General features: G+C 65.2%; 34 protein-coding genes. 28 read left to right on the top strand and 6 right to left on the bottom strand.

Annotated elements, in window-relative coordinates:
• The 28 genes from rplD to ACKN61_RS18390 all read left to right on the top strand — a co-directional run bounded on the left by rplD (position 1) and on the right by ACKN61_RS18390 (position 17,461).
• The gene (gene rplD / locus ACKN61_RS18525) at positions 1-606 is read left to right on the top strand and encodes a 50S ribosomal protein L4 (RefSeq protein WP_036149636.1); all 606 of its coding nucleotides are present in this window, start codon (positions 1-3) and stop codon (positions 604-606) included.
• The gene (gene rplW / locus ACKN61_RS18520; RefSeq protein WP_031373834.1) at positions 603-899 is read left to right on the top strand and encodes a 50S ribosomal protein L23; all 297 of its coding nucleotides are present in this window, start codon (positions 603-605) and stop codon (positions 897-899) included. Before rplD ends, rplW begins: the two co-directional genes overlap by 4 nt.
• Before the next feature lie 10 nt (positions 900-909).
• Positions 910-1,737 (top strand): 50S ribosomal protein L2, encoded by an 828-nt coding sequence (gene rplB, locus ACKN61_RS18515; protein ID WP_031373833.1) that lies wholly within the window; start codon positions 910-912, stop codon positions 1,735-1,737.
• A gap of 6 nt (positions 1,738-1,743) precedes the next feature.
• On the top strand, positions 1,744-2,013 hold the full coding sequence (gene rpsS / locus ACKN61_RS18510; RefSeq protein ID WP_031373832.1) for a 30S ribosomal protein S19: 270 nt from the start codon (positions 1,744-1,746) through the stop codon (positions 2,011-2,013).
• Positions 2,014-2,023: 10 nt separating this feature from the next.
• Complete coding sequence (gene rplV, locus ACKN61_RS18505) at positions 2,024-2,359, top strand: 50S ribosomal protein L22 (protein WP_036149638.1); 336 nt, start codon at positions 2,024-2,026, stop codon at positions 2,357-2,359.
• Positions 2,360-2,373: 14 nt separating this feature from the next.
• Entirely contained in the window at positions 2,374-3,117 is a 744-nt protein-coding gene (rpsC, locus tag ACKN61_RS18500) for a 30S ribosomal protein S3 (protein ID WP_031373830.1), read from the top strand.
• 6 nt (positions 3,118-3,123) lie between these two features.
• Positions 3,124-3,537 carry a 50S ribosomal protein L16 gene (gene rplP / locus ACKN61_RS18495; RefSeq protein ID WP_031373829.1) on the top strand — a complete coding sequence of 138 codons (414 nt, stop codon included), beginning with the start codon at positions 3,124-3,126 and terminating at the stop codon, positions 3,535-3,537.
• Positions 3,537-3,722: a 50S ribosomal protein L29 gene (gene rpmC, locus ACKN61_RS18490; protein ID WP_031373828.1), complete on the top strand. Its 186-nt coding sequence runs from the start codon at positions 3,537-3,539 to the stop codon at positions 3,720-3,722. The genes rplP and rpmC overlap by 1 nt, the downstream gene beginning before the upstream one ends.
• A 9-nt stretch (positions 3,723-3,731) precedes the next feature.
• Entirely contained in the window at positions 3,732-4,001 is a 270-nt protein-coding gene (gene rpsQ, locus ACKN61_RS18485) for a 30S ribosomal protein S17 (protein ID WP_031373827.1), read from the top strand.
• Between the two features lie 14 nt (positions 4,002-4,015).
• Complete coding sequence (gene rplN / locus ACKN61_RS18480; protein WP_031373826.1) at positions 4,016-4,384, top strand: 50S ribosomal protein L14; 369 nt, start codon at positions 4,016-4,018, stop codon at positions 4,382-4,384.
• Positions 4,385-4,399: 15 nt separating this feature from the next.
• Positions 4,400-4,714: a 50S ribosomal protein L24 gene (gene rplX, locus ACKN61_RS18475; RefSeq protein WP_031373825.1), complete on the top strand. Its 315-nt coding sequence runs from the start codon at positions 4,400-4,402 to the stop codon at positions 4,712-4,714.
• 11 nt (positions 4,715-4,725) lie between these two features.
• Positions 4,726-5,268 (top strand): 50S ribosomal protein L5, encoded by a 543-nt coding sequence (rplE, locus tag ACKN61_RS18470; protein ID WP_031373824.1) that lies wholly within the window; start codon positions 4,726-4,728, stop codon positions 5,266-5,268.
• 17 nt (positions 5,269-5,285) lie between these two features.
• On the top strand, positions 5,286-5,591 hold the full coding sequence (gene rpsN, locus ACKN61_RS18465; RefSeq protein ID WP_031373823.1) for a 30S ribosomal protein S14: 306 nt from the start codon (positions 5,286-5,288) through the stop codon (positions 5,589-5,591).
• A gap of 137 nt (positions 5,592-5,728) precedes the next feature.
• Positions 5,729-6,127: a 30S ribosomal protein S8 gene (gene rpsH, locus ACKN61_RS18460; RefSeq protein ID WP_031373822.1), complete on the top strand. Its 399-nt coding sequence runs from the start codon at positions 5,729-5,731 to the stop codon at positions 6,125-6,127.
• 14 nt (positions 6,128-6,141) lie between these two features.
• A complete protein-coding gene (gene rplF / locus ACKN61_RS18455; RefSeq protein WP_057918899.1) occupies positions 6,142-6,669 on the top strand; it encodes a 50S ribosomal protein L6 in 528 nt (175 codons plus the stop codon).
• A 65-nt stretch (positions 6,670-6,734) separates the two neighbouring features.
• Positions 6,735-7,088 carry a 50S ribosomal protein L18 gene (rplR, locus tag ACKN61_RS18450; RefSeq protein WP_057918898.1) on the top strand — a complete coding sequence of 118 codons (354 nt, stop codon included), beginning with the start codon at positions 6,735-6,737 and terminating at the stop codon, positions 7,086-7,088.
• Between the two features lie 191 nt (positions 7,089-7,279).
• On the top strand, positions 7,280-7,819 hold the full coding sequence (gene rpsE, locus ACKN61_RS18445; protein ID WP_031373819.1) for a 30S ribosomal protein S5: 540 nt from the start codon (positions 7,280-7,282) through the stop codon (positions 7,817-7,819).
• Complete coding sequence (gene rpmD, locus ACKN61_RS18440) at positions 7,812-8,018, top strand: 50S ribosomal protein L30 (protein ID WP_057918897.1); 207 nt, start codon at positions 7,812-7,814, stop codon at positions 8,016-8,018. The genes rpsE and rpmD overlap by 8 nt, the downstream gene beginning before the upstream one ends.
• Before the next feature lie 10 nt (positions 8,019-8,028).
• Positions 8,029-8,466 carry a 50S ribosomal protein L15 gene (gene rplO / locus ACKN61_RS18435; RefSeq protein ID WP_408950736.1) on the top strand — a complete coding sequence of 146 codons (438 nt, stop codon included), beginning with the start codon at positions 8,029-8,031 and terminating at the stop codon, positions 8,464-8,466.
• A gap of 7 nt (positions 8,467-8,473) precedes the next feature.
• Positions 8,474-9,847, top strand: a complete 1,374-nt coding sequence (secY, locus tag ACKN61_RS18430) for a preprotein translocase subunit SecY (protein ID WP_031373816.1) — start codon at positions 8,474-8,476, stop codon at positions 9,845-9,847.
• A gap of 232 nt (positions 9,848-10,079) precedes the next feature.
• Positions 10,080-10,436 (top strand): 30S ribosomal protein S13, encoded by a 357-nt coding sequence (gene rpsM, locus ACKN61_RS18425; protein ID WP_031373815.1) that lies wholly within the window; start codon positions 10,080-10,082, stop codon positions 10,434-10,436.
• A gap of 12 nt (positions 10,437-10,448) precedes the next feature.
• Entirely contained in the window at positions 10,449-10,841 is a 393-nt protein-coding gene (gene rpsK / locus ACKN61_RS18420; protein ID WP_031373814.1) for a 30S ribosomal protein S11, read from the top strand.
• Positions 10,842-10,855: 14 nt separating this feature from the next.
• Entirely contained in the window at positions 10,856-11,485 is a 630-nt protein-coding gene (gene rpsD / locus ACKN61_RS18415) for a 30S ribosomal protein S4 (RefSeq protein WP_031373813.1), read from the top strand.
• 152 nt (positions 11,486-11,637) lie between these two features.
• Positions 11,638-12,636: a DNA-directed RNA polymerase subunit alpha gene (locus ACKN61_RS18410; RefSeq protein ID WP_031373812.1), complete on the top strand. Its 999-nt coding sequence runs from the start codon at positions 11,638-11,640 to the stop codon at positions 12,634-12,636.
• Between the two features lie 300 nt (positions 12,637-12,936).
• Positions 12,937-13,311 carry a 50S ribosomal protein L17 gene (gene rplQ, locus ACKN61_RS18405; RefSeq protein WP_031373811.1) on the top strand — a complete coding sequence of 125 codons (375 nt, stop codon included), beginning with the start codon at positions 12,937-12,939 and terminating at the stop codon, positions 13,309-13,311.
• Between the two features lie 307 nt (positions 13,312-13,618).
• Positions 13,619-14,119, top strand: a complete 501-nt coding sequence (locus ACKN61_RS18400) for a disulfide bond formation protein B (RefSeq protein ID WP_408950735.1) — start codon at positions 13,619-13,621, stop codon at positions 14,117-14,119.
• Positions 14,120-14,179: 60 nt separating this feature from the next.
• Positions 14,180-15,568, top strand: coding sequence for a class II 3-deoxy-7-phosphoheptulonate synthase (locus tag ACKN61_RS18395; RefSeq protein ID WP_031373809.1), 1,389 nt, complete (start codon positions 14,180-14,182; stop codon positions 15,566-15,568).
• Positions 15,569-16,456: 888 nt separating this feature from the next.
• Positions 16,457-17,461 carry an alpha/beta hydrolase gene (locus ACKN61_RS18390; RefSeq protein ID WP_408950734.1) on the top strand — a complete coding sequence of 335 codons (1,005 nt, stop codon included), beginning with the start codon at positions 16,457-16,459 and terminating at the stop codon, positions 17,459-17,461.
• 43 nt (positions 17,462-17,504) lie between these two features.
• On the opposite strand, the gene ACKN61_RS18385 is transcribed toward ACKN61_RS18390, so the two are convergent.
• The 6 genes from ACKN61_RS18385 to pqqA form a co-directional block, all read right to left on the bottom strand.
• Positions 17,505-19,139 (bottom strand): amidase, encoded by a 1,635-nt coding sequence (locus ACKN61_RS18385; RefSeq protein WP_408950733.1) that lies wholly within the window; start codon positions 19,137-19,139, stop codon positions 17,505-17,507.
• Positions 19,140-19,288: 149 nt separating this feature from the next.
• Positions 19,289-20,455 carry a pyrroloquinoline quinone biosynthesis protein PqqE gene (pqqE, locus tag ACKN61_RS18380; protein ID WP_408950732.1) on the bottom strand — a complete coding sequence of 389 codons (1,167 nt, stop codon included), beginning with the start codon at positions 20,453-20,455 and terminating at the stop codon, positions 19,289-19,291.
• On the bottom strand, positions 20,452-20,748 hold the full coding sequence (gene pqqD / locus ACKN61_RS18375) for a pyrroloquinoline quinone biosynthesis peptide chaperone PqqD (RefSeq protein WP_408950731.1): 297 nt from the start codon (positions 20,746-20,748) through the stop codon (positions 20,452-20,454). Before pqqD ends, pqqE begins: the two co-directional genes overlap by 4 nt.
• Positions 20,745-21,527 (bottom strand): pyrroloquinoline-quinone synthase PqqC, encoded by a 783-nt coding sequence (gene pqqC, locus ACKN61_RS18370; protein WP_408953858.1) that lies wholly within the window; start codon positions 21,525-21,527, stop codon positions 20,745-20,747. Before pqqC ends, pqqD begins: the two co-directional genes overlap by 4 nt.
• 55 nt (positions 21,528-21,582) lie before the next feature.
• Positions 21,583-22,515, bottom strand: a complete 933-nt coding sequence (pqqB, locus tag ACKN61_RS18365) for a pyrroloquinoline quinone biosynthesis protein PqqB (RefSeq protein ID WP_408953857.1) — start codon at positions 22,513-22,515, stop codon at positions 21,583-21,585.
• Positions 22,516-22,580: 65 nt separating this feature from the next.
• Positions 22,581-22,664, bottom strand: a complete 84-nt coding sequence (gene pqqA / locus ACKN61_RS18360) for a pyrroloquinoline quinone precursor peptide PqqA (RefSeq protein ID WP_036111709.1) — start codon at positions 22,662-22,664, stop codon at positions 22,581-22,583.
• Between the last annotated feature and the right edge of the window lie 7 nt (positions 22,665-22,671).

Genomic DNA, 22,671 nt, shown 5'->3' with positions numbered 1-22,671 from the left:
ATGGAACTTGCCATCAACGGTAGCGACAAGAAGCTGTCGGTTTCCGACGCCATCTTCGATCGCGAATTCAGCGAAGACCTGGTCCACCAGGTTGTTGTGGCCTACCGCAACGCGGGCCGCGCCGGCACCAAGGCGCAGAAGACGCGTTCGGAAGTCAACGGCACCACCAAGAAGTCGAAGAAGCAGAAGGGCGGCGGTGCGCGTCATGGCGCGCTGACGGCTCCGATCTTCGTCGGCGGCGGCGTGACCTTCGCGGCCAAGCCGCGCAGCTTCGCCCAGAAGGTGAACCGCAAGATGTACCGCGCAGCGATGGCTGCGATCCTGTCGGAATTGAACCGCCAGGGCCGCATCACCGTCGTTGAGAAGCTGGACGTCGAGACGCCGAAGACCTCGGGCATGGTCGCCATGCTGAAGTCGCTCGAAATGGGCCGTCGTCCGCTGCTCGTCACCGAGGAAGCCTCCGAGAATCTGTACCTCTCGGCTCGCAACCTGCCCTATGTGGAAGTCCGCGACGTGCAGGGACTCGATCCGGTGGCCCTCGTCGGCGCCGATTCGATCGTGTTCACCGCCGATGCGGTCAAGAAGATCGAGGAGTGGCTGGCATGAACGAGGCCAAGCTCTACAGCATCATCCGTGCGCCGCGCGTGTCCGAAAAGACCGCACGTCTGCAGGAAGTATCCAACCAATACGTCTTCGAAGTCGCGACGGACGCTACCAAGGCCGACATCAAGGTCGCCGTGGAAAAGCTGTTCGACGTTAAGGTCGAGGCGGTGAATGTGGTCAACGTGAAGGGCAAGAACAAGGCCTTCAAGTTCCGCATGGGCCGTCGCGCCGACTGGCGCAAGGCGTACGTGAAGCTGGCCGAAGGCCAGTCGATCGACGTAATGGCCAAGGCCTGAGGAAAGACCCATGGCATTGATGACTTTCAAGCCCACTTCCGCCGGCCGCCGCAACGCGGTCCGCGTCGTGACGCCGGGCCTGCACAAGGGCGCGCCGCACGCGGCGTTGGTCGAAAAGCAGAGCAAGAGCGGCGGTCGTAACCACCACGGCCGCATCACCACCCGTCACATCGGTGGTGGTCACAAGCAGCACTACCGCATCATCGACTTCAAGCGCGACAAGGAAGGCATTCCGGCGCGCGTGGAGCGGATCGAATACGATCCCAACCGCACCGCGCACATCGCGCTGCTGTGCTACGTCGATGGCGAGCGCCGTTACATCATCGCCCCGAAGGGCCTGAAGGACGGCGATCAGGTGATCGCTGGCCGCGATGCTCCGATCCGCGTCGGCAACACGCTGCCGCTGACCAACATCCCGGTCGGTTCGACGGTGCATTGCATCGAAATGAAGCCCGGCAAGGGCGCCCAGATCGCCCGCGCCGCCGGCGCCGGCGTCCAGCTGGTCGCTCGCGAGCAGGGCTACGCCACGCTGCGTCTTCGCTCCGGCGAAATGCGCAAGGTGCCGGTCGAGTGCCGCGCCACCATCGGCGAAGTCGGCAACGACGAGCACAGCCTTGAAAAGCTGGGCAAGGCCGGTGCCAAGCGCTGGCGCGGTATCAAGCCGACCGTCCGCGGCGCCGCCATGAACCCCGTCGACCACCCGCACGGTGGTGGTGAGGCGAAGGCTGGCCAGGGCAACCCGCATCCGGTCACCCCCTGGGGTGTTCCGACCAAGGGTTACAAGACGCGCAAGAACAAGCGCACTTCGCAATTCATCGTGCGCGATCGCAGGGGTTAATCGGCCATGGCACGTTCACTCAAAAAGGGTCCGTTCGTCGACCACCATCTCATCAAGAAGGTGGAGACCGCGGGCAACAACAAGAAGCCGATCAAGACCTGGTCGCGCCGCTCGATGGTGCTGCCGGAAATGGTGGGCTTCACCATCGCCGTGCATAACGGCAAGAACCACATCCCGGTGCTGGTCAACGAGAACATGGTTGGCCACAAGCTTGGCGAATTCGCTTTGACCCGTACGTTTAAGGGTCACGGCGGCGACAAGAAGTCGGGTAAGTAAGGAGATGACCATGGAAGCGAAAGCCATCCTGCGCACCGCGCGCATCTCCCCGCAGAAGGCCCGCCTGGTCGCCGACCAGGTGCGCGGTCTGTCCGCTGAGCGCGCCGTCAACCTGCTGAAGTTCTCGGACAAGAAGGCAGCTGCACTGATCCGCAAGGTCGTGGAGTCCGCCATCGCGAACGCCGAGAACAACCAGGGCGCCGACGTTGACGAACTCAAGGTCACGACCATCATGGTGGACGAGGGTCCCGCACTGAAGCGCTTCATGGCTCGTGCGAAAGGCCGCGGCACCCGCATCCTCAAGCGCACCAGCCACATCACTGTGGTTGTGGGCGCGGGCAAGTAAGGCGGAGTCAGACAATGGGTCATAAAGTACATCCGACCGGAATCCGCCTGGGCATCGCCAAGGACTGGAATTCGAAGTGGTTTGCCGGCAAGAAGCAGTATGCCGAGTACCTCGCTGCCGACCTCAAGGTCCGCGAGATGCTACGCAAGAAGCTCGCTCAGGCTGGTATTTCCAAGATCTTCATCGAGCGTCCGGCGAACAACGCCCGCGTGACGATCCACACCGCCCGTCCGGGCGTGGTGATCGGCAAGCGCGGCGAGGACATCGAGAAGCTGCGTAAGGAAGTCAGCGCACTGATGGGCGTTCCGGCGCACATCAACGTGACCGAGGTCCGCAAGCCGGAACTCGACGCACAGCTGGTCGCCGAATCGATCGCGCAGCAGCTCGAGCGCCGCATCATGTTCCGCCGCGCGATGAAGCGTGCCGTCGGCAACGCGATGCGCCTGGGTGCCCTCGGCATCAAGGTCAACGTCGCCGGCCGTCTCAACGGCGCCGAAATCGCGCGTTCGGAGTGGTACCGCGAAGGTCGCGTGCCGCTGCACACGCTGCGTGCCGACATCGACTACGGCTTCGCTGAAGCCAAGACGACCTACGGCATCATCGGCATCAAGACCTGGATCTATAAGGGCGAAGTGTTCGACTTCTCCCAAGTGGGCCAGGAGAAGCAGGACGATTCCCCGCGCAGCGATCGTGGTGACCGCGGCGACCGCGGTGATCGTAACGACCGTCCGGGCCGTCCGGCCCGCGAACAGAGGTAATCCGTCATGTTGCAACCCAAGCGAACTAAGTACCGCAAGGTACACAAGGGCCGCAATGATGGCCTGAGCTGGAGCGGCAACGCCGTCAGCTTCGGCGAGTACGGCCTCAAGGCCACCGCTCACGGCCAGCTCACTGCGCGCCAGATCGAAGCGGCCCGCCGCTCGATCAGCCGTTACGTCAAGCGCGGCGGCAAGATGTGGATCCGCGTGTTCCCGGACAAGCCGATCACCAAGAAGCCGATCGAAGTCCGAATGGGCTCCGGTAAGGGCAACGTCGAGTACTGGGTCGCTCAGATCCAGCCCGGTCGCATGATTTACGAGATCGAAGGCGTGGGCGAGGACGTGGCGCGCGAAGCGTTCCGTCTGGCCGCCGCCAAGCTCTCGGTGACCACTACTTTCGTTACCCGGACGGTGCGCTAATGGAACTCAAGCAACTGCGCGAGAAGTCGGCCGACCAACTGAAGGCCCACCTGGTGGAACTGCACAAGGAGAGCTTCGCTCTGCGCATGCAGAAGGCCACCGGCCAGCTCGCCAAGACTCATGAAGCCCGCCGTGTGAAGCGCGAAATTGCTCGCGTCAACATGCTGCTGGGTGAGAAGAAGTAAGGACCCGCCATGACCGACAACAATACAGACAAGGCGCTGCGCACGGTTGAAGGCCGGGTCGTCAGCAACAAGATGGACAAGACCGTCACCGTGCTCGTCGAACGCCAGGTCAAGCACGCGCTGTACGGCAAGTACATCCGTCGCTCGTCCAAGCTCCACGCTCACGACGCCGAGAACGCCTGCAAAGAAGGCGATATCGTCCGCGTGAAGGAGATTGCTCCGATGTCCAAGACCAAGAACTGGAGCGTGGTTGAAATCGTCAGCCGCGCGGCCGAATAAGAGGAGGCTGAACCATGATCCAGATGCAAAGCTACCTCGGCGTGGCCGACAACTCCGGTGCTAAGGAAGTGATGTGCATCAAGGTGCTCGGCGGCTCCAAGCGCCGTTACGCGCACATTGGCGACATCATCAAGGTCACCGTGAAGGACGCGATCCCGCGCGGCAAGGTCAAGAAGGGCGACGTTTACGACGCCGTCGTGGTCCGCACCCGCAAGGGTGTGCGCCGTCCGGACGGCTCGCTGATCCGCTTCGATGGCAACGCTGCGGTGTTGCTCAACAATAAGCATGAGCCGATCGGCACCCGTATCTTCGGGCCCGTGACTCGCGAGCTTCGCTCCGAGAAGTTCATGAAGATCGTCTCGCTCGCGCCTGAAGTGCTCTGAGCGGAGGAACTAGACATGAACCGTATCAAGAAGGGCGATCAAGTCATCGTCACCGCCGGCAAGGACAAGGGCAAGAAGGGTGATGTGGTGCGCGTGCTCGGCGACAAGGTCGTCGTGGCGAACATCAACATCATCAAGCGCCACACCAAGCCGAATCCGCAGGCCAACCAGCCGGGCGGCGTGATCGAGCGCGAAGCGCCGATTCACATTTCCAACGTCATGCTGTTCAACCCGGCCACCGGCAAGGGCGAACGCATCGGTTTCAAGATGCTGGAGGATGGACGCAAACTGCGTGTGTTCCGCTCCAGTGGTGAGGCGGTTGACGCCTGAGGAATGCTGAAATGACCACCCGGCTCGAAGAGTTTTACAAGAAAGAAGTGGTTCCGGCGCTGACCGAAAAGTTCGGCTACAAGAACCCGATGGAAGTGCCGCGCCTCGTCAAGATCACGCTGAACATGGGCGTGGGCGAAGCCGCCACCAACAAGAAGATCCTGGAAAATGCCGTCGCCGACATGACCAAGATCGCCGGCCAGAAGCCGATCGTGACCAAGTCCCGCGTGTCGGTGGCTTCGTTCAAGATCCGCGACGGTTGGCCGATCGGCGCCAAGGTCACCCTGCGCCGCGCCAAGATGTACGAGTTCCTCGACCGTCTGGTCAACATCTCGCTGCCGCGCGTGCGCGACTTCCGTGGTGTGTCCGGCCGTTCGTTCGACGGCCGCGGCAACTACAACATGGGCGTCAAGGAACAGATCATCTTCCCGGAAATCGATTTCGACCAGGTCGACGCGCTGCGCGGCATGGACATCGCGATCACCACGACCGCGAAGACCGATGCCGAGGCCAAGGCCCTGCTCGAAGCCTTCCGCTTCCCGTTCCGCAACTGATACTTAAGGATTGAACAATGGCTAAGACTTCCATGGTCAACCGCGAGGTCAAGCGGGCCAAGCTGGCGAAGAAGTTCGCCGGCAAGCGCGAAGCGCTGAAGAAGATCATCTCCAGCGACGCCTCGTCGTACGAAGACAAGGCCGAGGCCGTGGTCAAGCTGTCCAAGCTGCCCCGCGACTCCTCGCCGAGCCGTCAGCGCAACCGTTGCGCCCTGACCGGCCGTTCGCGCGGCGTATACAGCAAGTTCGGCCTCGGCCGCAACAAGCTGCGCGAAGCCACCATGCGCGGCGACGTGCCTGGTCTTCGCAAGGCAAGCTGGTAAGATAGTCGGCTTTCCCGGATCCACTGCCGCGGCCTTCGGGTCGCGGCGGCGCTTCTGGGGGCTGCTGCAACAAAGCGTTACTACTACTGAAATTCGCAATTCCGCGGATATCGGTGCTACTCATAAGGTGAATCTCAATGAGCATGACTGATCCCATCGCCGACATGCTGGTCCGCATCAAGAATGCGGCGGCTGTGCGCAAGCCGACGGTGAAGATGCCGTCGTCCAAGGTCAAGGTGGCCATCGCGGCCGTGTTGAAGGACGAGGGTTACATCCTGGATTCCCGCGTGACGGAAGTCGCTCCGGGCAAGTCCGAACTCGAAATTTCGCTGAAGTACTACGAAGGCAAGCCGGTGATCGAGCGCCTCCAGCGCTACTCCCGCTCGGGCCTGCGTCAGTACCGCGGCAAGGAAGCGCTGCCCAAGGTCCTCGGCGGCCTGGGTATCGCCATCATCTCCACCTCGAAAGGCATCATGACCGATGCGCAGGCGCGCCAGCAGGGCGTCGGCGGTGAAGTCCTGTGCTTCGTGGCCTAAGGGAGTAAACGACCATGTCCCGAGTTGCCAAGAAGCCGATCGCCCTGCCGAAGGGTGTTGAGCTGAACGTCCAGTCCGATTCGATCGTCGCCAAGGGCCCGAAGGGCTCGCTGTCGATCGCCAAGCCGGCCGCCATCAACCTGAAGATCGAGAACGGCGAAGCGCTGTTCGCGACCGAAGACGCGGCGCTGATCCCGCTGACCGGCACCCTGCGCGCCATCCTCGCCAACATGGTGAAGGGCGTGTCGGAAGGCTTCGAGCGCAAGCTCGAGCTCGTCGGCGTCGGTTACCGCGCCTCGATGGCCGGTGCCGACCTGAATCTGTCGCTGGGTTTCTCGCATCCGGTCCTGTTCAAGGCCCCGGAAGGCATCACCATCGCCACGCCGACCCAGACCGAGATCCTGGTCTCGGGCGCGGACAAGCAGCGCGTCGGTGAAGTCGCTGCCAAGATTCGCGGTTTCCGTCCGCCGGAGCCCTACAAGGGCAAGGGTGTGAAGTACGCCGGCGAAGTCATCATCCGTAAGGAAGCCAAGAAGGCCTAACGGGTAGGGCGCCGGTCCCGCACCGGCCCCACAACACCAAGCTTTCAGCTTTCGGAGATCAGAACATGAACAAGAACATCGCTCGTCTGCGTCGCGCCAAGTCGACCCGTTCGCACATCCGCAACCTCGGCGTCGCCCGCCTGACCGTGCTCCGCACCGGCCAGCACCTGTACGCCCAGGTCTTCACCGCCGACGGTTCCAAGGTCCTGGCCACGGCTTCGACCGTCCAGGCCGACGTCAAGGAAGGCCTGAAGAACGGCAAGAACGCCGAAGCCGCCGTCAAGGTCGGCAAGCTGATCGCCGAGCGCGCCAAGGCTGCCGGTATCGAGAAGGTCGCTTTCGACCGCTCGGGCTACCGCTACCACGGCCGCATCAAGGCGCTGGCCGATGCCGCGCGTGAAGGCGGTCTGCAGTTCTAAGCATCCGGGCCTTTCCCAGGCTTGAAAGCGTGGAGATCCGTCTCCACGCCTGATGCAACGAATCGTTTCAACTCGCCGACGCGAGCTGCGTCGGGCGCGATGACGGATTCCCGCCATCGCTGCAACACCCGAGTCACATCACAATCATAAGCGGCGATGCCGCAAATCCCTTCAATAAACGAGACATCGAAATGGCAGACGATAGAGCACCGCGGGGCCGCGACCGTGATCGCAACCGCGAAGAAATCGACGACGGCATGATCGAGAAGCTGATCGCGGTCAACCGCGTCAGCAAGACGGTCAAGGGCGGTCGCCAGTTCACCTTCACCGCTCTGACGGTGGTGGGCGACGGCAACGGCAAGGTCGGCTTCGGCTACGGCAAGGCGCGCGAAGTGCCGGTCGCGATCCAGAAGTCGATGGAGTACGCCCGCAAGGCGATGAACAACGTCGATCTGAACAACGGCACCTTGTGGCACGCCGTGAAGTCGGGCCACGGCGCGGCGCATGTGTTCATGCAGCCGGCGTCGGAAGGTACCGGCGTGATCGCAGGCGGCGCGATGCGCGCCGTGCTCGAAGCGGTCGGCGTCAAGAACGTGTTGGCCAAGGCCACCGGTTCGCGTAACCCGATCAACCTGGTTCGCGCCACGCTCAAGGGCCTGACCGGCATGCACTCGCCGGCCAAGATCGCTGCCAAGCGCGGCAAGAAGGTGGAGGATCTGCACCATGGCTAAGGCTCAGAACAAGGCCGTCGAAGGCGGCACCGTCACCGTGCGCCTGGTCAAGGGCATGCGCGGTTGCCAGGCCCGTCACCGCCTGTCGGTGAAGGCGCTCGGCCTGAACAAGCTGAACGACGTGCGCGTGCTGAAAGACAGCCCGCAGGTTCGTGGTCTGATCAACACGGTCCACTACCTGGTTCAGGTCGAGGGCTAAGGAGAACATCATGCGTCTCAATACACTCAAGCCGGCTGACGGCGCCCGCGAAGACCGCAAGCGCGTCGGTCGCGGTATCGGTTCCGGCCTCGGCAAGACTGCCGGCCGCGGCCACAAGGGTTCGTTCGCCCGTTCGGGCAAGGGCAAGATCAAGGCCGGTTTCGAAGGCGGCCAGATGCCCATGCAGCGTCGTCTGCCGAAGATCGGCTTCCGCTCCAAGCTGAAGAACGACACGGCCGAAGTGCTGCTGTACCAGCTGGACAAGCTGGACGCCGGCGACGTCGATTTTGCCGCCCTCAAGGCCGCCAAGCTCGTTCCGAGCACGGCCAAGCAGGCCAAGATCGTCAAGAAGGGCGAGTTGACCAAGAAGTTCGTACTCAAGGGCGTGCTGGCCACGGCCGGCGCCAAGGCCGCCGTCGAAGCGGCCGGCGGCAAGGTCGAGGAGTAAACGACGCATGGCGCGGAGCGGCAACGCGATGGCTGGCCTCGGTGGCGGGCTCGGTAAGTTCACCGAGCTCCGTCAGCGTTTGCTGTTCGTGATCGGCGCTTTGATCGTCTACCGCATCGGTAGCTACATCCCGGTGCCCGGCGTCAACCCGCAGGCGATGGTCGAGTTCATGTCGACCAAGCAGGGCACGATCGTGGACATGTTCAACATGTTCTCGGGCGGCGCGCTGCATCGCTTCAGTCTGTTCGCACTGAACGTGATGCCGTACATCTCGGCCTCGATCATCGTGCAGCTGCTGGTGCAGATCGTGCCCAGCCTGAAAGCCATCCAGAAGGAAGGCGAGTCGGGCCGGCGCAAGATCAACCAGTGGTCGCGCATGGGCGCGATCCCGCTGGCGGTGTTCCAGGCCTGGGGCATCGCCGCCGGCCTGCAGTCGAGCATGGCGCCGAACGGCGTGCCGGTGGTGTACGCACCGGGCATGGGCTTCATCCTGACCGCCGTGATCGCGTTGACCGCGGGCACGATGTTCCTGATGTGGCTCGGCGAGCAGATCACCGAGCGCGGTATCGGCAACGGCGTCTCGCTCATCATCTTCGCCGGCATCGTCGCGGGCCTGCCCGCCGCGGTCCTGCAGATGTTCGAGCAGATCCGCAACGGCGACATGAGCGCCATTGCGGCGATCGCGATCATCGCCCTGGTCGTCGGCTTCACCTATCTGGTGGTGTTCGTCGAGCGCGGCCAGCGCCGGATCACGGTCAATTACGCCCGTCGTCAGGGCGGCCGTAACGCCTACATGAATCAGGCCTCGTTCCTGCCGCTGAAGCTCAACATGTCGGGCGTGATCCCCGCGATCTTCGCCTCGAGCATCGTGATGTTCCCGGCGACGGCAGCGACCTGGTTCGCCCAGAACAACAGCGGCAGCGGTTTCTCCGGCTTCCTGCAGCGCCTCAGCCAGTGGTTGAACCCGGGTGAACCGGTTCACATGATCCTGTATGCTGGCCTGATCATCGGCTTCGCGTTCTTCTACACGGCGCTGGTGTTCAATTCGCAGGAAACCGCCGACAACCTCAAGAAGTCGGGCGCGCTGATCCCGGGCATCCGTCCCGGCAAGGCCACCGCGGACTACGTTGACGGCGTGCTGACTCGTCTTACGGCGGCTGGCGCAATTTACCTGGTGATCGTCTGCCTCCTTCCGGAGGTCATGCGCACCCAACTGGGAACCTCGTTCTACTTCGGCGGCACCTCGTTGCTGATCGTCGTGGTCGTGGTGATGGATTTCATCGCTCAAATCCAGGCTCATCTGATGTCGCATCAGTACGAAAGCCTGTTGAAGAAAGCGAACTTGAAGGGCGGCTCGCGCGGCGGTCTCGCGCGCGGGTGAGTCAGGACCGTTCCGCGCGCCAGAGTAGCGCGCGGGGCTGGGAGGGCAGGTCACCGCCTTGTTCAGCCAGTTCAGATTCGTCGCCGGAGCATGGGCACACTCCCCATGCCGTGGTTCCGTGGCACCTTTGGTGCCGCGGGGCTTCCTATTAACCCGAGACCTAGATATAATTTCCAGTTCACTCCGCCGGGATTAATCCGTCCTGGCCGCCAAATCAGTTGGAGATCGCCTTATGGCGCGTATTGCGGGCGTTAATTTGCCTGCCCAGAAGCATGTCTGGGTTGGCCTGCAAAGCATTTTCGGCATCGGCCGTACCCGTTCGAAGCAAGTCTGCGAGTCCGCAGGCGTCACTTCGACGACCAAAATCCGTGACCTGTCCGAGCCGGAAGTCGAGCGCTTGCGCGCCGAAGTCGGCAAGTTCGTGGTCGAAGGCGACCTGCGTCGCGAGGTCGGTATTGCGATCAAGCGTTTGATGGACCTGGGCTGCTACCGCGGCCTGCGTCACCGCCGCGGCTTGCCGCTGCGTGGTCAGCGCACGCGTACCAATGCACGTACCCGCAAGGGTCCGCGCAAGGCCATCAAGAAGTAAGGGACCCATACCATGGCCAAGCCGGCAGCTGCCAAAACCAAGAAGAAGATCAAGCGAGTCGTCACCGACGGCATCGCCCACGTCCACGCTTCTTTCAACAACACCATCATCACGATCACCGACCGCCAGGGCAACGCGCTCTCGTGGGCGACCTCGGGCGGCGCGGGTTTCCGCGGTTCCCGCAAGTCGACCCCGTTCGCCGCCCAGGTGGCAGCCGAAAAGGCTGGCCGTGCTGCGCTCGACTACGGCGTCAAGTCGTTGGAAGTGCGCATCAAGGGCCCGGGTCCGGGTCGCGAGTCCGCCGTTCGTTCGCTGAACAACGTCGGATACAAGATCATCAACATCATCGACGTGACGCCTATCCCGCACAACGGGTGCCGTCCGCCGAAAAAGCGTCGCGTCTGAGGAGCTGAAGAAAAATGGCTCGTTATATTGGCCCCACCTGTAAGCTCGCTCGTCGCGAAGGCGCCGACCTTGGTCTGAAGTCGTCCGCTCGCGCGCTCGACTCGAAGTGCAAGCTCGAGCAAAAGCCCGGCCAGCATGGCCCCACCGCCCGCAAGGGCAAGCTGTCCGACTACGCCACCCAGCTTCGCGAGAAGCAGAAGGTCAAGCGTATCTACGGTCTGCTGGAACGTCAGTTCCGCAATTACTACAAGAAGGCCTCGACCAAGAAGGGCAACACCGGCGAGAACCTGCTGCAGTTGCTGGAGACCCGTCTCGACAACGTCGTCTACCGCATGGGCTTCGCCGTGACCCGTCCGGCCGCCCGCCAGCTGGTTTCGCACCGTGGCGTCACGGTCAACGGCAAGTCGGTCAACCTCCCGTCGTACCAGGTCAAGGCCGGCGACGCGATCGCGTTGTCCGAGCGCGCCCAGAAGCAGCTTCGCGTGCAGGAATCCCTGACCGTGTCGTCGCAGATGGACCTGTCGCCGTCGTGGGTCGAGGTCGACAACAAGAAGTTCAGCGGCGTGTTCAAGGCGGTTCCGGATCGTGCGGACCTGCCGGCCGACATCAACGAAGCGCTGATCGTCGAGTTGTACAGCAAGTAATAGTGCAGGGCGCTGCCGGTCCCCCGGGGCCGGCAGTACCCGCAACCCAGGTCGATGCGCCAGGCGCATCGGCCGCTCCCTCGAACAGAGGGGGCTCCAAGAGCTAAAGCCTTCCGTCGCCCCCCGACGAAGGTCATTGGAGACACCGAAACATGACGGTTACCGCCAACCAGGTACTGCGCCCGCGCGGTCCGCAGATCGAACGCCTCACCGGCAATCGCGCGAAAGTCGTGATCGAGCCGTTGGAGCGCGGTTACGGCCACACGCTGGGCAACGCGCTGCGCCGCGTGCTGCTGTCTTCGATCCCGGGTTTCGCCATCACCGAGGTCGAAATCGACGGCGTGTTGCATGAGTACACCACGGTCGAAGGTCTGGAAGAAGACGTGCTGGAGGTTCTGCTGAACCTCAAGGACGTCGCGATCCGCATGCACACCGGCGACGCTTCGACGCTGTCGCTGGCCAAGCAGGGTCCCGGCATCGTCACCGCCGGCGACATCAAGACCGACCACAACGTCGAAATCCTCAACACCGACCATGTGATCTGCCACCTGACCAAGGACACGGCACTCAACATGCGTCTGAAGATCGAGCGCGGCTTCGGCTACCAGCCGGCGGCTTCGCGCCGTCGTCCGGACGAAGAAACCCGCGCGATCGGTCGCCTGATGCTCGACGCCAGCTTCTCGCCGGTCCGTCGCGTCGCCTACGCGGTGGAAGCCGCGCGCGTCGAACAGCGCACCGACCTCGACAAGCTCGTGCTCGACATCGAAACCAACGGCACGATCGACGCCGAGGAAGCCGTGCGCACCGCCGCCGACATCCTCACCGATCAGCTGTCGGTGTTCGGCGACTTCACCCACCGCGACCGCGGTGCGCAGAAGCCGGCCACCAGCGGCATCGATCCGATCCTGCTGCGCCCGATCGACGACCTCGAGCTGACCGTTCGTTCGGCCAACTGCCTCAAGGCCGAGAGCATCTACTACGTCGGCGATCTGATCCAGAAGACCGAAGTCGAGCTGCTCAAGACCCCGAACCTCGGCAAGAAGTCGCTCACCGAGATCAAGGAAGTGCTGGCTCAGCGCGGCCTGTCCCTCGGCATGAAGCTGGAAAACTGGCCGCCGGCCGGCATCGCCTCGCACGGGATGATGGGCTGAGCCCAAGCCTAGCCCGCGCGGCACTGCCGCGCGGCTTGGGCGAAGGCCAGGCGCGCTGCGCCGGGCCGGGGAACGAAAAGAATCCACGCCGAGGCTAGCCGAAGCGTGGATTTTTGATCTGAATCCGGATCCACCCGCAACACCGCAATCAGCAACACCGCAACACACGCCGACGGACCCAGAAGTCCGCGGCTCGCCGGTCAGGGAAGGCCGGTTCGGACCAACCGCAGTCCAATGCTCCAACGCCTGGATGGCGACAGCGATCTCCAACAGTTACGACATTCATCAGGAATCACAACCATGCGCCACCAGAAATCCGGCCGTAAGTTCAGCCGCACCAGTGCTCACCGCGATGCCATGTTCACCAACATGGCCGCTTCGCTGATCAAGCACGGTCTCATCCGCACCACCCTGCCGAAGGCGAAGGAGCTGCGTCGCGTTGCCGAGCCGCTCATCACCCTCGCCAAGAAGGACGGCGTCGCCAACCGCCGCCTGGCCTTCTCGCGCCTGCGCGACAAGGAAGCCGTCGGCACCCTGTTCGTCGAACTCGGCCCGCGTTACGCCTCGCGTCCGGGCGGTTACCTGCGCATCCTCAAGTGCGGTTTCCGCGCTGGCGACAATGCGCCGATGGCCTACGTCGAGCTGGTCGATCGTCCGCAAGCCGCGGCCGAGTGATCGCCGGCGCCGGGCGACCGGCGCTGCGATACGACATGCAAGCCAATAGGCAGGCGACCGGCGACGGTCGCTCGCCGAGCTAGCGAAGCCCCGGCCCCGGCCGGGGTTTTTGCTTTTCGGCGACGGTTACTTCGGCAACGGTTGCGGCGGTAATGATTATGGGAGGCGGGTTTCGGGGGCAATCGGTTTCGCGACGCAACTTTTCCGCCCCGGCGCAGTCGATGTTGCTGCGACGAAACGCCACGTTGCGTAGCGACATGCCTATCCGACATTGGCACGACCCGACCCAGACCCGTATGGTGTGAACATGAACCCCTTCAAAGCCTCTTTCCGGACCCAATACCTGCTCGGCTTCCTGGCCTGCACGGGCCTGCTTGCGTACGCGTTCTACCTGCAGCTGTACCAGCACCTCGAACCCTGCCCGCTGTGCATCTTCCAGCGCGTCGCCTTCTTCGCCCTCGGCCTGGTGTTCCTGGCCGGCGCCCTGCATGGCCCGAAAAAGGCCGGCGGACGCCGCAGCTACGGCGTGCTGGCCCTGCTGGCCTCGCTCGGCGGCATCGCCGTCGCCGGCAATCACGTACGCCTGCAGCACCTGCCGCCCGACCAGGTCCCGGCCTGCGGCCCGGGCCTGGACTACATGCTCGACGCGATGCCGATCGCCGGGGTGATCCGCAAGGTCATGACCGGTTCCGGCGAATGCGCCGCGGTCGACTGGAGCTTCCTCGGCCTGGCCATGCCGGCCTGGAGCCTGATCTGCTTCGTCGTCCTGGCGGTCTGGGCGGCCTATGCCGCGTTCCGCCCTCGTTGATTCAATAGAGTCCCCGCCTCACTCGATCCCCACCGCTGTCCCCAACTGGAAACCAAGGAAATGAGCGCCTCCGATCGCAACCTCCGTGCCGTCAACCTTCCCGCCGACTGGACGCCGACGTCCTGGCGCGAGCGCACCGCACTGCAGTTGCCGAATTATCCGGACGCGGCCGAGTTGGAATCCGCGTTGCAGGAACTGCGTCACCTGCCGCCGCTGGTGACTTCGTGGGAGATCCTCTCGCTGAAGCAGCAGCTCGCCGAGGCGCAGGAAGGCAAGCGCTTCCTGCTGCAGGGCGGCGACTGCGCCGAGAGCTTCGACCAGTGCTCCTCGGATGTGATCTCCAACCGTCTGAAGGTGCTGCTGCAGATGAGCCTGGTGCTCGTGCACGGCATGCGCAAGCCGGTCGTGCGCGTCGGCCGTTTCGCCGGCCAGTACGCCAAGCCGCGTTCGGCCGACACCGAGACCATCGACGGCGTGACCCTGCCGAGCTACCGCGGCGACATGGTCAATGCGCCGGCCTTCAACGAGGCCGCGCGCAAGCCCGACCCGCGCCGCATGATCAAGGCGCATGCGCGTTCGGCGATGACGATGAATTTCGTCCGCGCCCTGATCGACGGCGGTTTCGCCGACCTGCACCACCCCGAGTACTGGAACCTGAGCTGGGTCGGCCACTCGCCGCTGGCCGACGAATACCGGCGCATGGTCAACGCCATCGGCGATGCGGTGCGCTTCATGGAGACGCTGTCGGGTTCCGAGGTGCACAACCTCAACCGCGTCGACTTCTACACCTCGCACGAAGCCTTGCTGCTGCCGTACGAAGAATCGCTGACCCGGCAGGTGCCGCGTCACTGGGGCTTCTTTAACCTCAGCACGCATTACCCGTGGATCGGCATGCGCACCGCGGCCGTCGACGGCGCCCATGCCGAGTACTTCCGCGGCATCCGCAATCCGATCGCGCTCAAGGTCGGTCCGTCGGTGACGCCGGACCAACTGCTGCGCACGATCGACCTGCTCAACCCCGAGGACGAGCCCGGCCGCCTGACTTTCATCCACCGCATGGGCGCGAGCCACATCGCCGAGAAGCTGCCGCCGCTGCTCGATGCGATGCGTCGCGACGGTCGCCGCGTGCTGTGGGTCTGCGACCCGATGCACGGCAACACCGAGAGCACCAGCAACGGCTACAAGACCCGTCGCTTCCGCAACATCCGCGCCGAGATCGAGACCTCGTTCGAACTGCACGCGGCGGCGGGAACGCGCATGGGCGGCGTGCACCTGGAGCTGACCGGCGAAGACGTGACCGAATGCCTGGGCGGCGCGCGCGAACTGACCGAGAGCGATCTCGATCGCGCTTACCGTTCCACGGTCGACCCGCGCCTGAACTACGAGCAGGCGCTGGAAGTGGCGATGCTGATCGTGCGCAAGCAAGCGCAGATCGCCGCGCCGGCCTGAGGTTTTTTCGCTTCAGGTTTCGGCAAACGCACCGCAAGACGAAAGCCCGCCGCAAGGCGGGCTTTTTTGTTGGGTGGCGTGTCGGTGGTTGGAGAGATGCCGGTCGCGCGCAGTGGACGGTGGCGGCTTGCGACCGAAGGAAATCCAGACGGGGGCTGCTCCCGAGCACGAACATCGGACGATTGCCGTTGCCCTTGCTGTTGCTGTGCGCCGTCTAAGCTTCGCGACGGCCATAGAAGACCCGGAGGGCGGCCCGCATGGATGCGGGCCGTTTTTCATCGGGACAGGGATGTCCCGTATGAAAAATCCCCGCGTATGCGTCGCTCGTGCGGGCCTGTGATTCAAAACAAAAGCATTTTTCTTTGGTTACTTTCTTTTGTTGCTTTAGACAAAAGAAAGTTACCCGCCGCTTTAGTGGCGGAAGCTTTTATCGTTTGATCTTGCTTGTATGAAAGCCACAAGCAAGTGCAGAGCTTCCGTCCGCTACGCGGCCGGGTTACTTTCTTTTGCTAAGCCCAAAAGAAAGTAACCAAAGAAAAGGGCTCTCCTTGCAAGGGCACAGGCCACGAGTGCGATGCCTGCGCAGGGATTTTTCGATAGGACATCCTTGTCCTATCGAAAAACGGCGCACGTCCTGTGCGCCGCCCTCCGGGTCTACGATTGCATCGCAAGTTCGGAACTGCGCCAAGCTCTAAAAGCAAAAGCAAAAGCCGTCGTTGCTCTTGGGTAGGAGCGGCGCAAGCCGCGACCGCGAATTCGCCGATGCGACGGAACCTCGGCTGCATGATGCAACCTCTCGCAATCGCGACGCCCACGCTTCGCTGCCGGCCGAATCGTTCCGACGATGCAATGCGCACAATCGCGCCATCTCCCTCTGCGACGACTGCAATGAACCGACGCGATCTGATGACCTGGCCGCTATCGGCGATGGCGCTGTCGATAGTGCCGCTGCCGGCAATGACCACCGGCAGCCCGTCTGCGCAGGAGCGGCGCTCGGTCGCATGCGCCCTGGATGGGGAAACGCTGCGCTTGTCGCTCGTGCGGCAGCCGGCCGCCGGCCCGGTGGTGCTGTACGTGCATGGCGCGACGTTCCCCTGCGATTTGTCGGTCGGCTGGCGCATGGGCGGGCTGTCGTGGCTCGACCATCTGCAGGCCCAGGGTTTCGATGCCTGGGGACTGGATTTCGCCGGTTATGGCCATTCCGAACGTCCGTCGGCGTTCCGCGCCGATCGGGATTCGGCGCCGCCGTGGGGCGACTACCGCATGGGCGCGGCGCAGATCGCCGCGGCCATCGCGGCGATACGACGCGAACGGCCGCGGGCGCCGATTCATCTGCTTGCGCATTCCTGGGGCACGCTGCCGGCACGGCAGGCGGCGATCGAGCATCCCGATGCGGTGGCCAAGCTGGTGTTGTTCGGGCCGGTTTCGACTCGCGAAGGCTCGCCAGGCGATGAGGCCAAGCCGGCCTGGACCTTGATCAGCGCGGCCGATCAACGGCCTCGGCAGCGCTCTGGTTTGCCGGCGGATGCGGCCACGCCGGTCAGTTCGCAGGAACTGGAACGCTGGTGCCAGGCCTATCTGGACAGCGACGAAGGCTCGGCGACGCGCAGCCCGTCGTCGGTGAGAGTACCCAACGGGCCGGTCGCCGACATCGAGCGACTCTGGGCCGGACAGGCGCTGGTCGACAATGCACGCGTGCGTCAGCCGACTTTGATCGTGCGCGGCGAGTGGGACCACGTCACCACCGATGCCGATGCCGCGCGACTGTATGCCGAACTCAGCCGGGCGGCGGAGCGGCGCGAGGTCAAGATTTCGGGCGGCAATCATTGGCTGCACCTGCAACCGCGGCGCTCCGCGCTGTGGTCGACGACGACTGCTTTTCTGCGCGATTGATCGCTTGCCTATCGCGATGGCGTGAGCCGCGCCGATGCGTGGCTCAGGGGTTCAGTGTCGCCCGGTACCTCGGCGCGGTGCGCGCCTGAGTCAGTTGCTCGAAGGCATAGCCCAGCGACAGCAGCTTCTCATCGCTCCAGCGCCGGCCCATGAAGACCATGCCGACCGGCAGGCCGGAGGCTTCGCCGAGCGGCACGGTCAAACTCGGGTAGCCGGCCACCGCGGCCGCGCCCCAGCTCGCGCCGCCGAAGGGGTCGCCGTTGACCGCATCGACCATGAACGCCGGGGTCGTCGCCACCGCGATCAAGGCGTCGAGCTTGTGCCGCTTCATCACCGCATCGATGCCTTGCGCGCCGGCGAGCTGGCGCGCGCGCGCCGCGGCCTTGCGATAGGCCGGCTCCTTGAGGCTGCCTTTCTTGTCGGCCTGTTCGAGCAGCTCCTGGTCGAAGTAAGGCATCTCGGTCGCGGCGTTGGCGCGGTTGAAGGCGATCAGCTCGCTCAGCGTTTTGACCGGTGCATCGTGTTCGCGCAGGTAGCGTTCGACGCCGTCCTTGAACTCGTACAGCAGCACCTGGAACTCGGCGGCGTTCCATTGCCCGGTGGTCGGGATCCGCACCTCGACGATGGTCGCGCCGGCGTCGCGCATGCCCTTGAACGTGCGTTCGAGGAGCGCATCGATCGATGGAGGCGTCTTGACCCCGGAGTCGCGGATGAAACCCAGGCGGGCGCCGCGCAAGGACTCGGCGTCGAGCGTCGCGACGTAGTCGTCGATGCGTTTGCCGGTGGCGGCTTGCGCGGCGTCGTCGCCGCCGGCGTCGGCCGCGGCGAGCACGCTCAGCAGTCGCGCGGCATCGGTGACGTTGCGCGCCATCGGGCCGGCGCTGTCCTGGCTGTGCGAGATCGGAATGATGCCGGCGCGGCTGACCAGGCCGACGCTGGGCTTGAAGCCGACCAGGCCGTTCATGGCCGCCGGGCACAGGATGCTGCCGTCGGTCTCGGTGCCGACGCCGAGGGTGGCCAGACTGGCGGCGATGGCGGCGCCGGTGCCGCTGCTGGAGCCGCAGGCGGTGCGGTCGAGCGCGTAGGGATTGCGGGTCAGGCCGCCGCGGCCGCTCCAACCGGAGATCGAGCGGGTCGAGCGAAAATTGGCCCACTCGCTGAGATTGGTCTTGCCGAGGATTACCGCGCCGGCCTGGCGCAACGCGGCGACCAGCGGCGCGTCCTGCGGCGGGCGGTGCGCGGCCAAGGCCAGCGAGCCGGCCGAATTGACCATCGGCGTGGCGTCGATGTTGTCCTTGATCAGCACCGCGATGCCGTGCAGCGGGCCGCGCAGCCGGCCGGCCTTGCGTTCTTCGTCGAGCGCGCGCGCCTCGGCCACGGCATTCGGGTTGAGTTCGATCACCGCGTTGAGCCTCGGCCCGTCGTCGTCGAGGGCGGCGATGCGGTCGAGGTAGGCCTGGGTCAGTTTGACGCTGCTGAAGTCGCCGGCGGCCATGCGTGTCGCCAAGGTCGCGCTGTCGGCCTCGGTGAGGCGCAGCGGGTCGGCAGGCAGGAAACCGCGTGGCAGGTCGGCCGGCACGGCCGGGCGGGTCGGGCGCGGCGCGCCGCTGCTCGCGCAGCCGGCGACGGCCAGGACGAGCGCGACGGCGCTCAGGCGCAGCGCGGGCGTGGCGGACATGGCGGATTCCTGCAGAGACTCGGGCGAGTATGCCCGCGCGAACGTACGCGGGCGAGGCACACTCGTCCGCTGGTGCGGCGCAGGCTGCCGTTCGGTCGGATGGCGGTCCTCCTATGGACAGTGCGCGAGTGTCGGCGCGCCGATGCGGCTCAGGGCGCGCGGCTGCCCGCGGGCCGGATCTTGCGATAAACGAATTCCGGCGCCGGCGCCTGCGATTCGCGCTCGGCCAGTTCGCGCACGCCGGCGTGGTCGGGCGAGCGATCGCAGACCGGGTCCAGGGTGTCGGCGCGTCCGCTCAAAGCCAGCGCCTGGCAACGGCAACCGCCCCAGTCGATCTCGCGACGGTCGCAGCCGCGGCAGGGCTCCGGCATCCAGTCGGTGCCGCGGTACCGCTGGAAGGCGTCCGACTCGCGCCAGATCTCGCCCAGGCCGCGTTCGCGCACCGAATCGAAATGCAGCCCGGCGATGGTTTCGGCAGCGTGGCAGGGCAGGACCTTGCCTTCCGGAGTGATGTTGACGAAGCGCTGCGCCCAGCCGCCCATGCAGGCCTTGGGACGGCGCGCGTAATAGTCGGGAGTGACGTAGTCGATGGTCAGGGTGCCGCGCAGGCGCAGGCGCGCGTCCTCGACCACGGCGGTGACGGCATCGAGCTGCGCGCGGGTCGGCATCAGCGCGGCGCGGTTCTTCAGGCCCCAACCGTAGTACTGGGTGTGGGCGACTTCGAGCCGGCCGGCACCGAGATCGAGCGCGAGTTCGATCATCGCCGCGACTCTTTCGGCGTTGTGGCGATGGACCACGGCGTTGAGAGTCAGCGGCATGCCCAGTTCGCCGCACCAGCGCGCCAGGGCGAGCTTGCGCCGATGGCTGCCGGCATACCCGGCGATGCGGTCGGCGCCGCGTTCCTCGCTGTCCTGGATGCTCAGTTGCAGATGATCGAGGCCCGCCTGTTGCAGGGTCAGCAGACGTTCGCGCTCGACGCCGACCCCGGAGGTGATCAGGTTGCAGTACAGGCCCAGCGAACGCGCGTGTCGCAGCAACTCGGGCAAATCCTTGCGCAGGGTCGGCTCGCCGCCGGAGAAGTGCACCTGCAGCACGCCGAGTTCGGCGGCTTCGCCGAGCACGCGCAGCCAGTCGGCGGTCGCCAGTTCGTCGCGCAGGCCGACCAGCTGCAGCGGATTGGAGCAGTAGGGGCAGGACAGCGGGCAGCGATGGGTGAGTTCGAGCAGCACCGCCAGCGGCGGTGCCGGTACGCGTTCGGCGCGCAATGGCGGCGCCAGCGCGGCGGCCAGGGTCGGCGATGACGTCGCCGCGGTCATGAGGCCGGCGCTGCGACCGCGAGCATGCGCTTGTCGAGCAGGTTGGCGAACAGTTCGAGCACGTCGCCGCGGACTTGCTCGGCATCGGCGTCGTACTCGGCCGCGAGCGCGGCGACGATCGCGCCGACGTCGGCGGCGCCGTCGACGCGCGCCAGCACGGCGTGGGCGATCTCGTCGAGTTCGACCACGCGTTCGGGCGCGAGCAGCACCCATTGTTCGCGCGCGCGGTCGTGTTGCAGACGCACGCCGGCGGGGAAGCGCGGCACCGCGCGGGCATCGATCGTCGCGCTCATGCGCCGGGCTCCGGGGCGGGCTGCGGGTCGGGACGGAAAGCGCCCGGCGGGATCATGTCGATGCGGTCCTCGCCGGGTGCATTGCCGACATAGGCCAGGTAGAGCGCATCGAGCATCGACCACAGCACCTCGCACTTGAAGCGCAGCGCCGCGCAGACCGCGTCCTGCTGCTCGCGGGTGCGCGCATGGCGTTTGACGTAGTCGAGGGCGAAGTGGGCGTCCTGCGGCGCCTGGTGCAGGCGCGAATCGAAATAGGCGAGCGCCTGTTTCGATACGAAGTCGTAGTGGGCGAGCATGCCGGCGACGCGCTGGCCGATGATGTTCGGCGCGAACAGTTCGGTCAGCGACGAGGCGATGGCTTCGAGCAGGCTGCGTTCGCGCACGAAGTGGATATAGGCCTGGACCGCGAAACGCGTCGCCGGCAACAGGCCGCGTCCGGACTCGACCAGGTCGCGGTCGAGGCCGAGCGCATCGGTGAGGTGCAGCCAACGCGCGATGCCGCCGTCGCCGGGTCGTTCGCCGTCGTGATCGACGATGCGCTGGCGCCAGACGCGGCGCAGGTCGGGATCTTCGATGCGGGCGAGCAGGGCGGCGTCCTTGAGCGGGATGCAGCGCTGGTACTCGAAACGATTGAGCGCCCAGGCCTGGACCTGGCCGCGGTTCAGACGGCCGCTGTGCAGCAGCGCATGGAAGGGATGCTTGTCGTGATAACGCTCGGCGCCGATCGCGCGCAGGCGCGCTTCGAGCTGCGCCGGCGTGAGCAGCGCGTCGTCGGCGATGCGCGGCTCGGACGGATCGGTTTCGATGGCGTGCGCGTTCACAGCCCGATCTCCATCACAGTGTGATCTCCATGCCGTCCTCGGCGACTTCCCAGCCGTGCGCGGCGACGTGCGCGCGTTCGGGCGAGGCCTCGTCGAGCACCGGGTTGGTGGTGTTGAGATGGATGAACAGCTTGCGCCGCACGTCGAGGTCGGCGAACGCGGCGAGGGTGCCGCCGGCGTCGCCTTCGCCTTGGCCGAGGATGTTCATGTGGCCCATGCGCGCGCCGGTCTTGCGCCCGACTTCGGCGCGGATCAGCTCGTCGTCGCGCCATAGGGTGCCGTCGAAGAACACCAGGGCCGCGCCGCGCAAGCGTTCGCGCAAGGCCGGCGTCATCGCCGCGCAGCCGGGGATATAGAAGCAGCGTTGCGCGCCGTCGGAAATTTCCAGGCCGACGGTTTCCTCGGCCGAGCCGGCGAGGTCGCCGCCGCTGCGCGATTCCATGAACAAGGGCACCTTGCCGGGTACGCTGAACGCGGTCACGCGCAGACCGAGGGGAGCATCGAGGCCGGCGACATCGAGCGGCGCATCGAGGGTGAGCGGCCTGCGCGTCACGTACTCGGGATCCAGCGCGTCGAAGATCGCGTTGTCGCGCAGCAACTGCAGCACGCGCGCGCTAGCCCACAGGTCGAAGCGCTGGCGTTCGCGCATCGACAGCAGGCCGGCGATGTGGTCGATCTCGCCGCTGGTCAGCAGCACCGCCTCGATCGGCGAATGGCGCAGGCCGCGTTGCGGCCACAGCCGCGGGATAGCCAGCACCTGCTGGCGGAAATCGGGCGAGGCGTTGATCAGCAGCCAGCGTTCGCCATCGGCGCTGACCGCGATGCTGGCCTGGCTGCGGCGCTTATGGCCGGGCTCCTGGCGCCAGGCGCGCCGGCTGCCGGGAGTGTTGCAATTCCACTGCGGGTAACCGCCTCCGGCCGCCGCACCGAGCACGACGATATGCATCATCGTGTCGCCATCGGGCCAGCGTTACGACTCGCGCGCGTTGCGACGGCGGAAGCGGGCATGATTCAGAACAGGTCGCCGGAGGAGTACGAATTGATTTCGCAGCCGACCGAGATTTCGCGGATCTGAGGCTTGGACCAGGTCTTCATATACGTT

The organism is Lysobacter sp. Hz25 (assembly GCF_046097045.1).
Taxonomy (GTDB): Bacteria; Pseudomonadota; Gammaproteobacteria; order Xanthomonadales; family Xanthomonadaceae; genus Lysobacter; species Lysobacter antibioticus_B.
The sequence above is the reverse complement of the archived record's forward strand: the minus strand, read 5'-3'. Positions and strand labels throughout refer to the sequence as shown.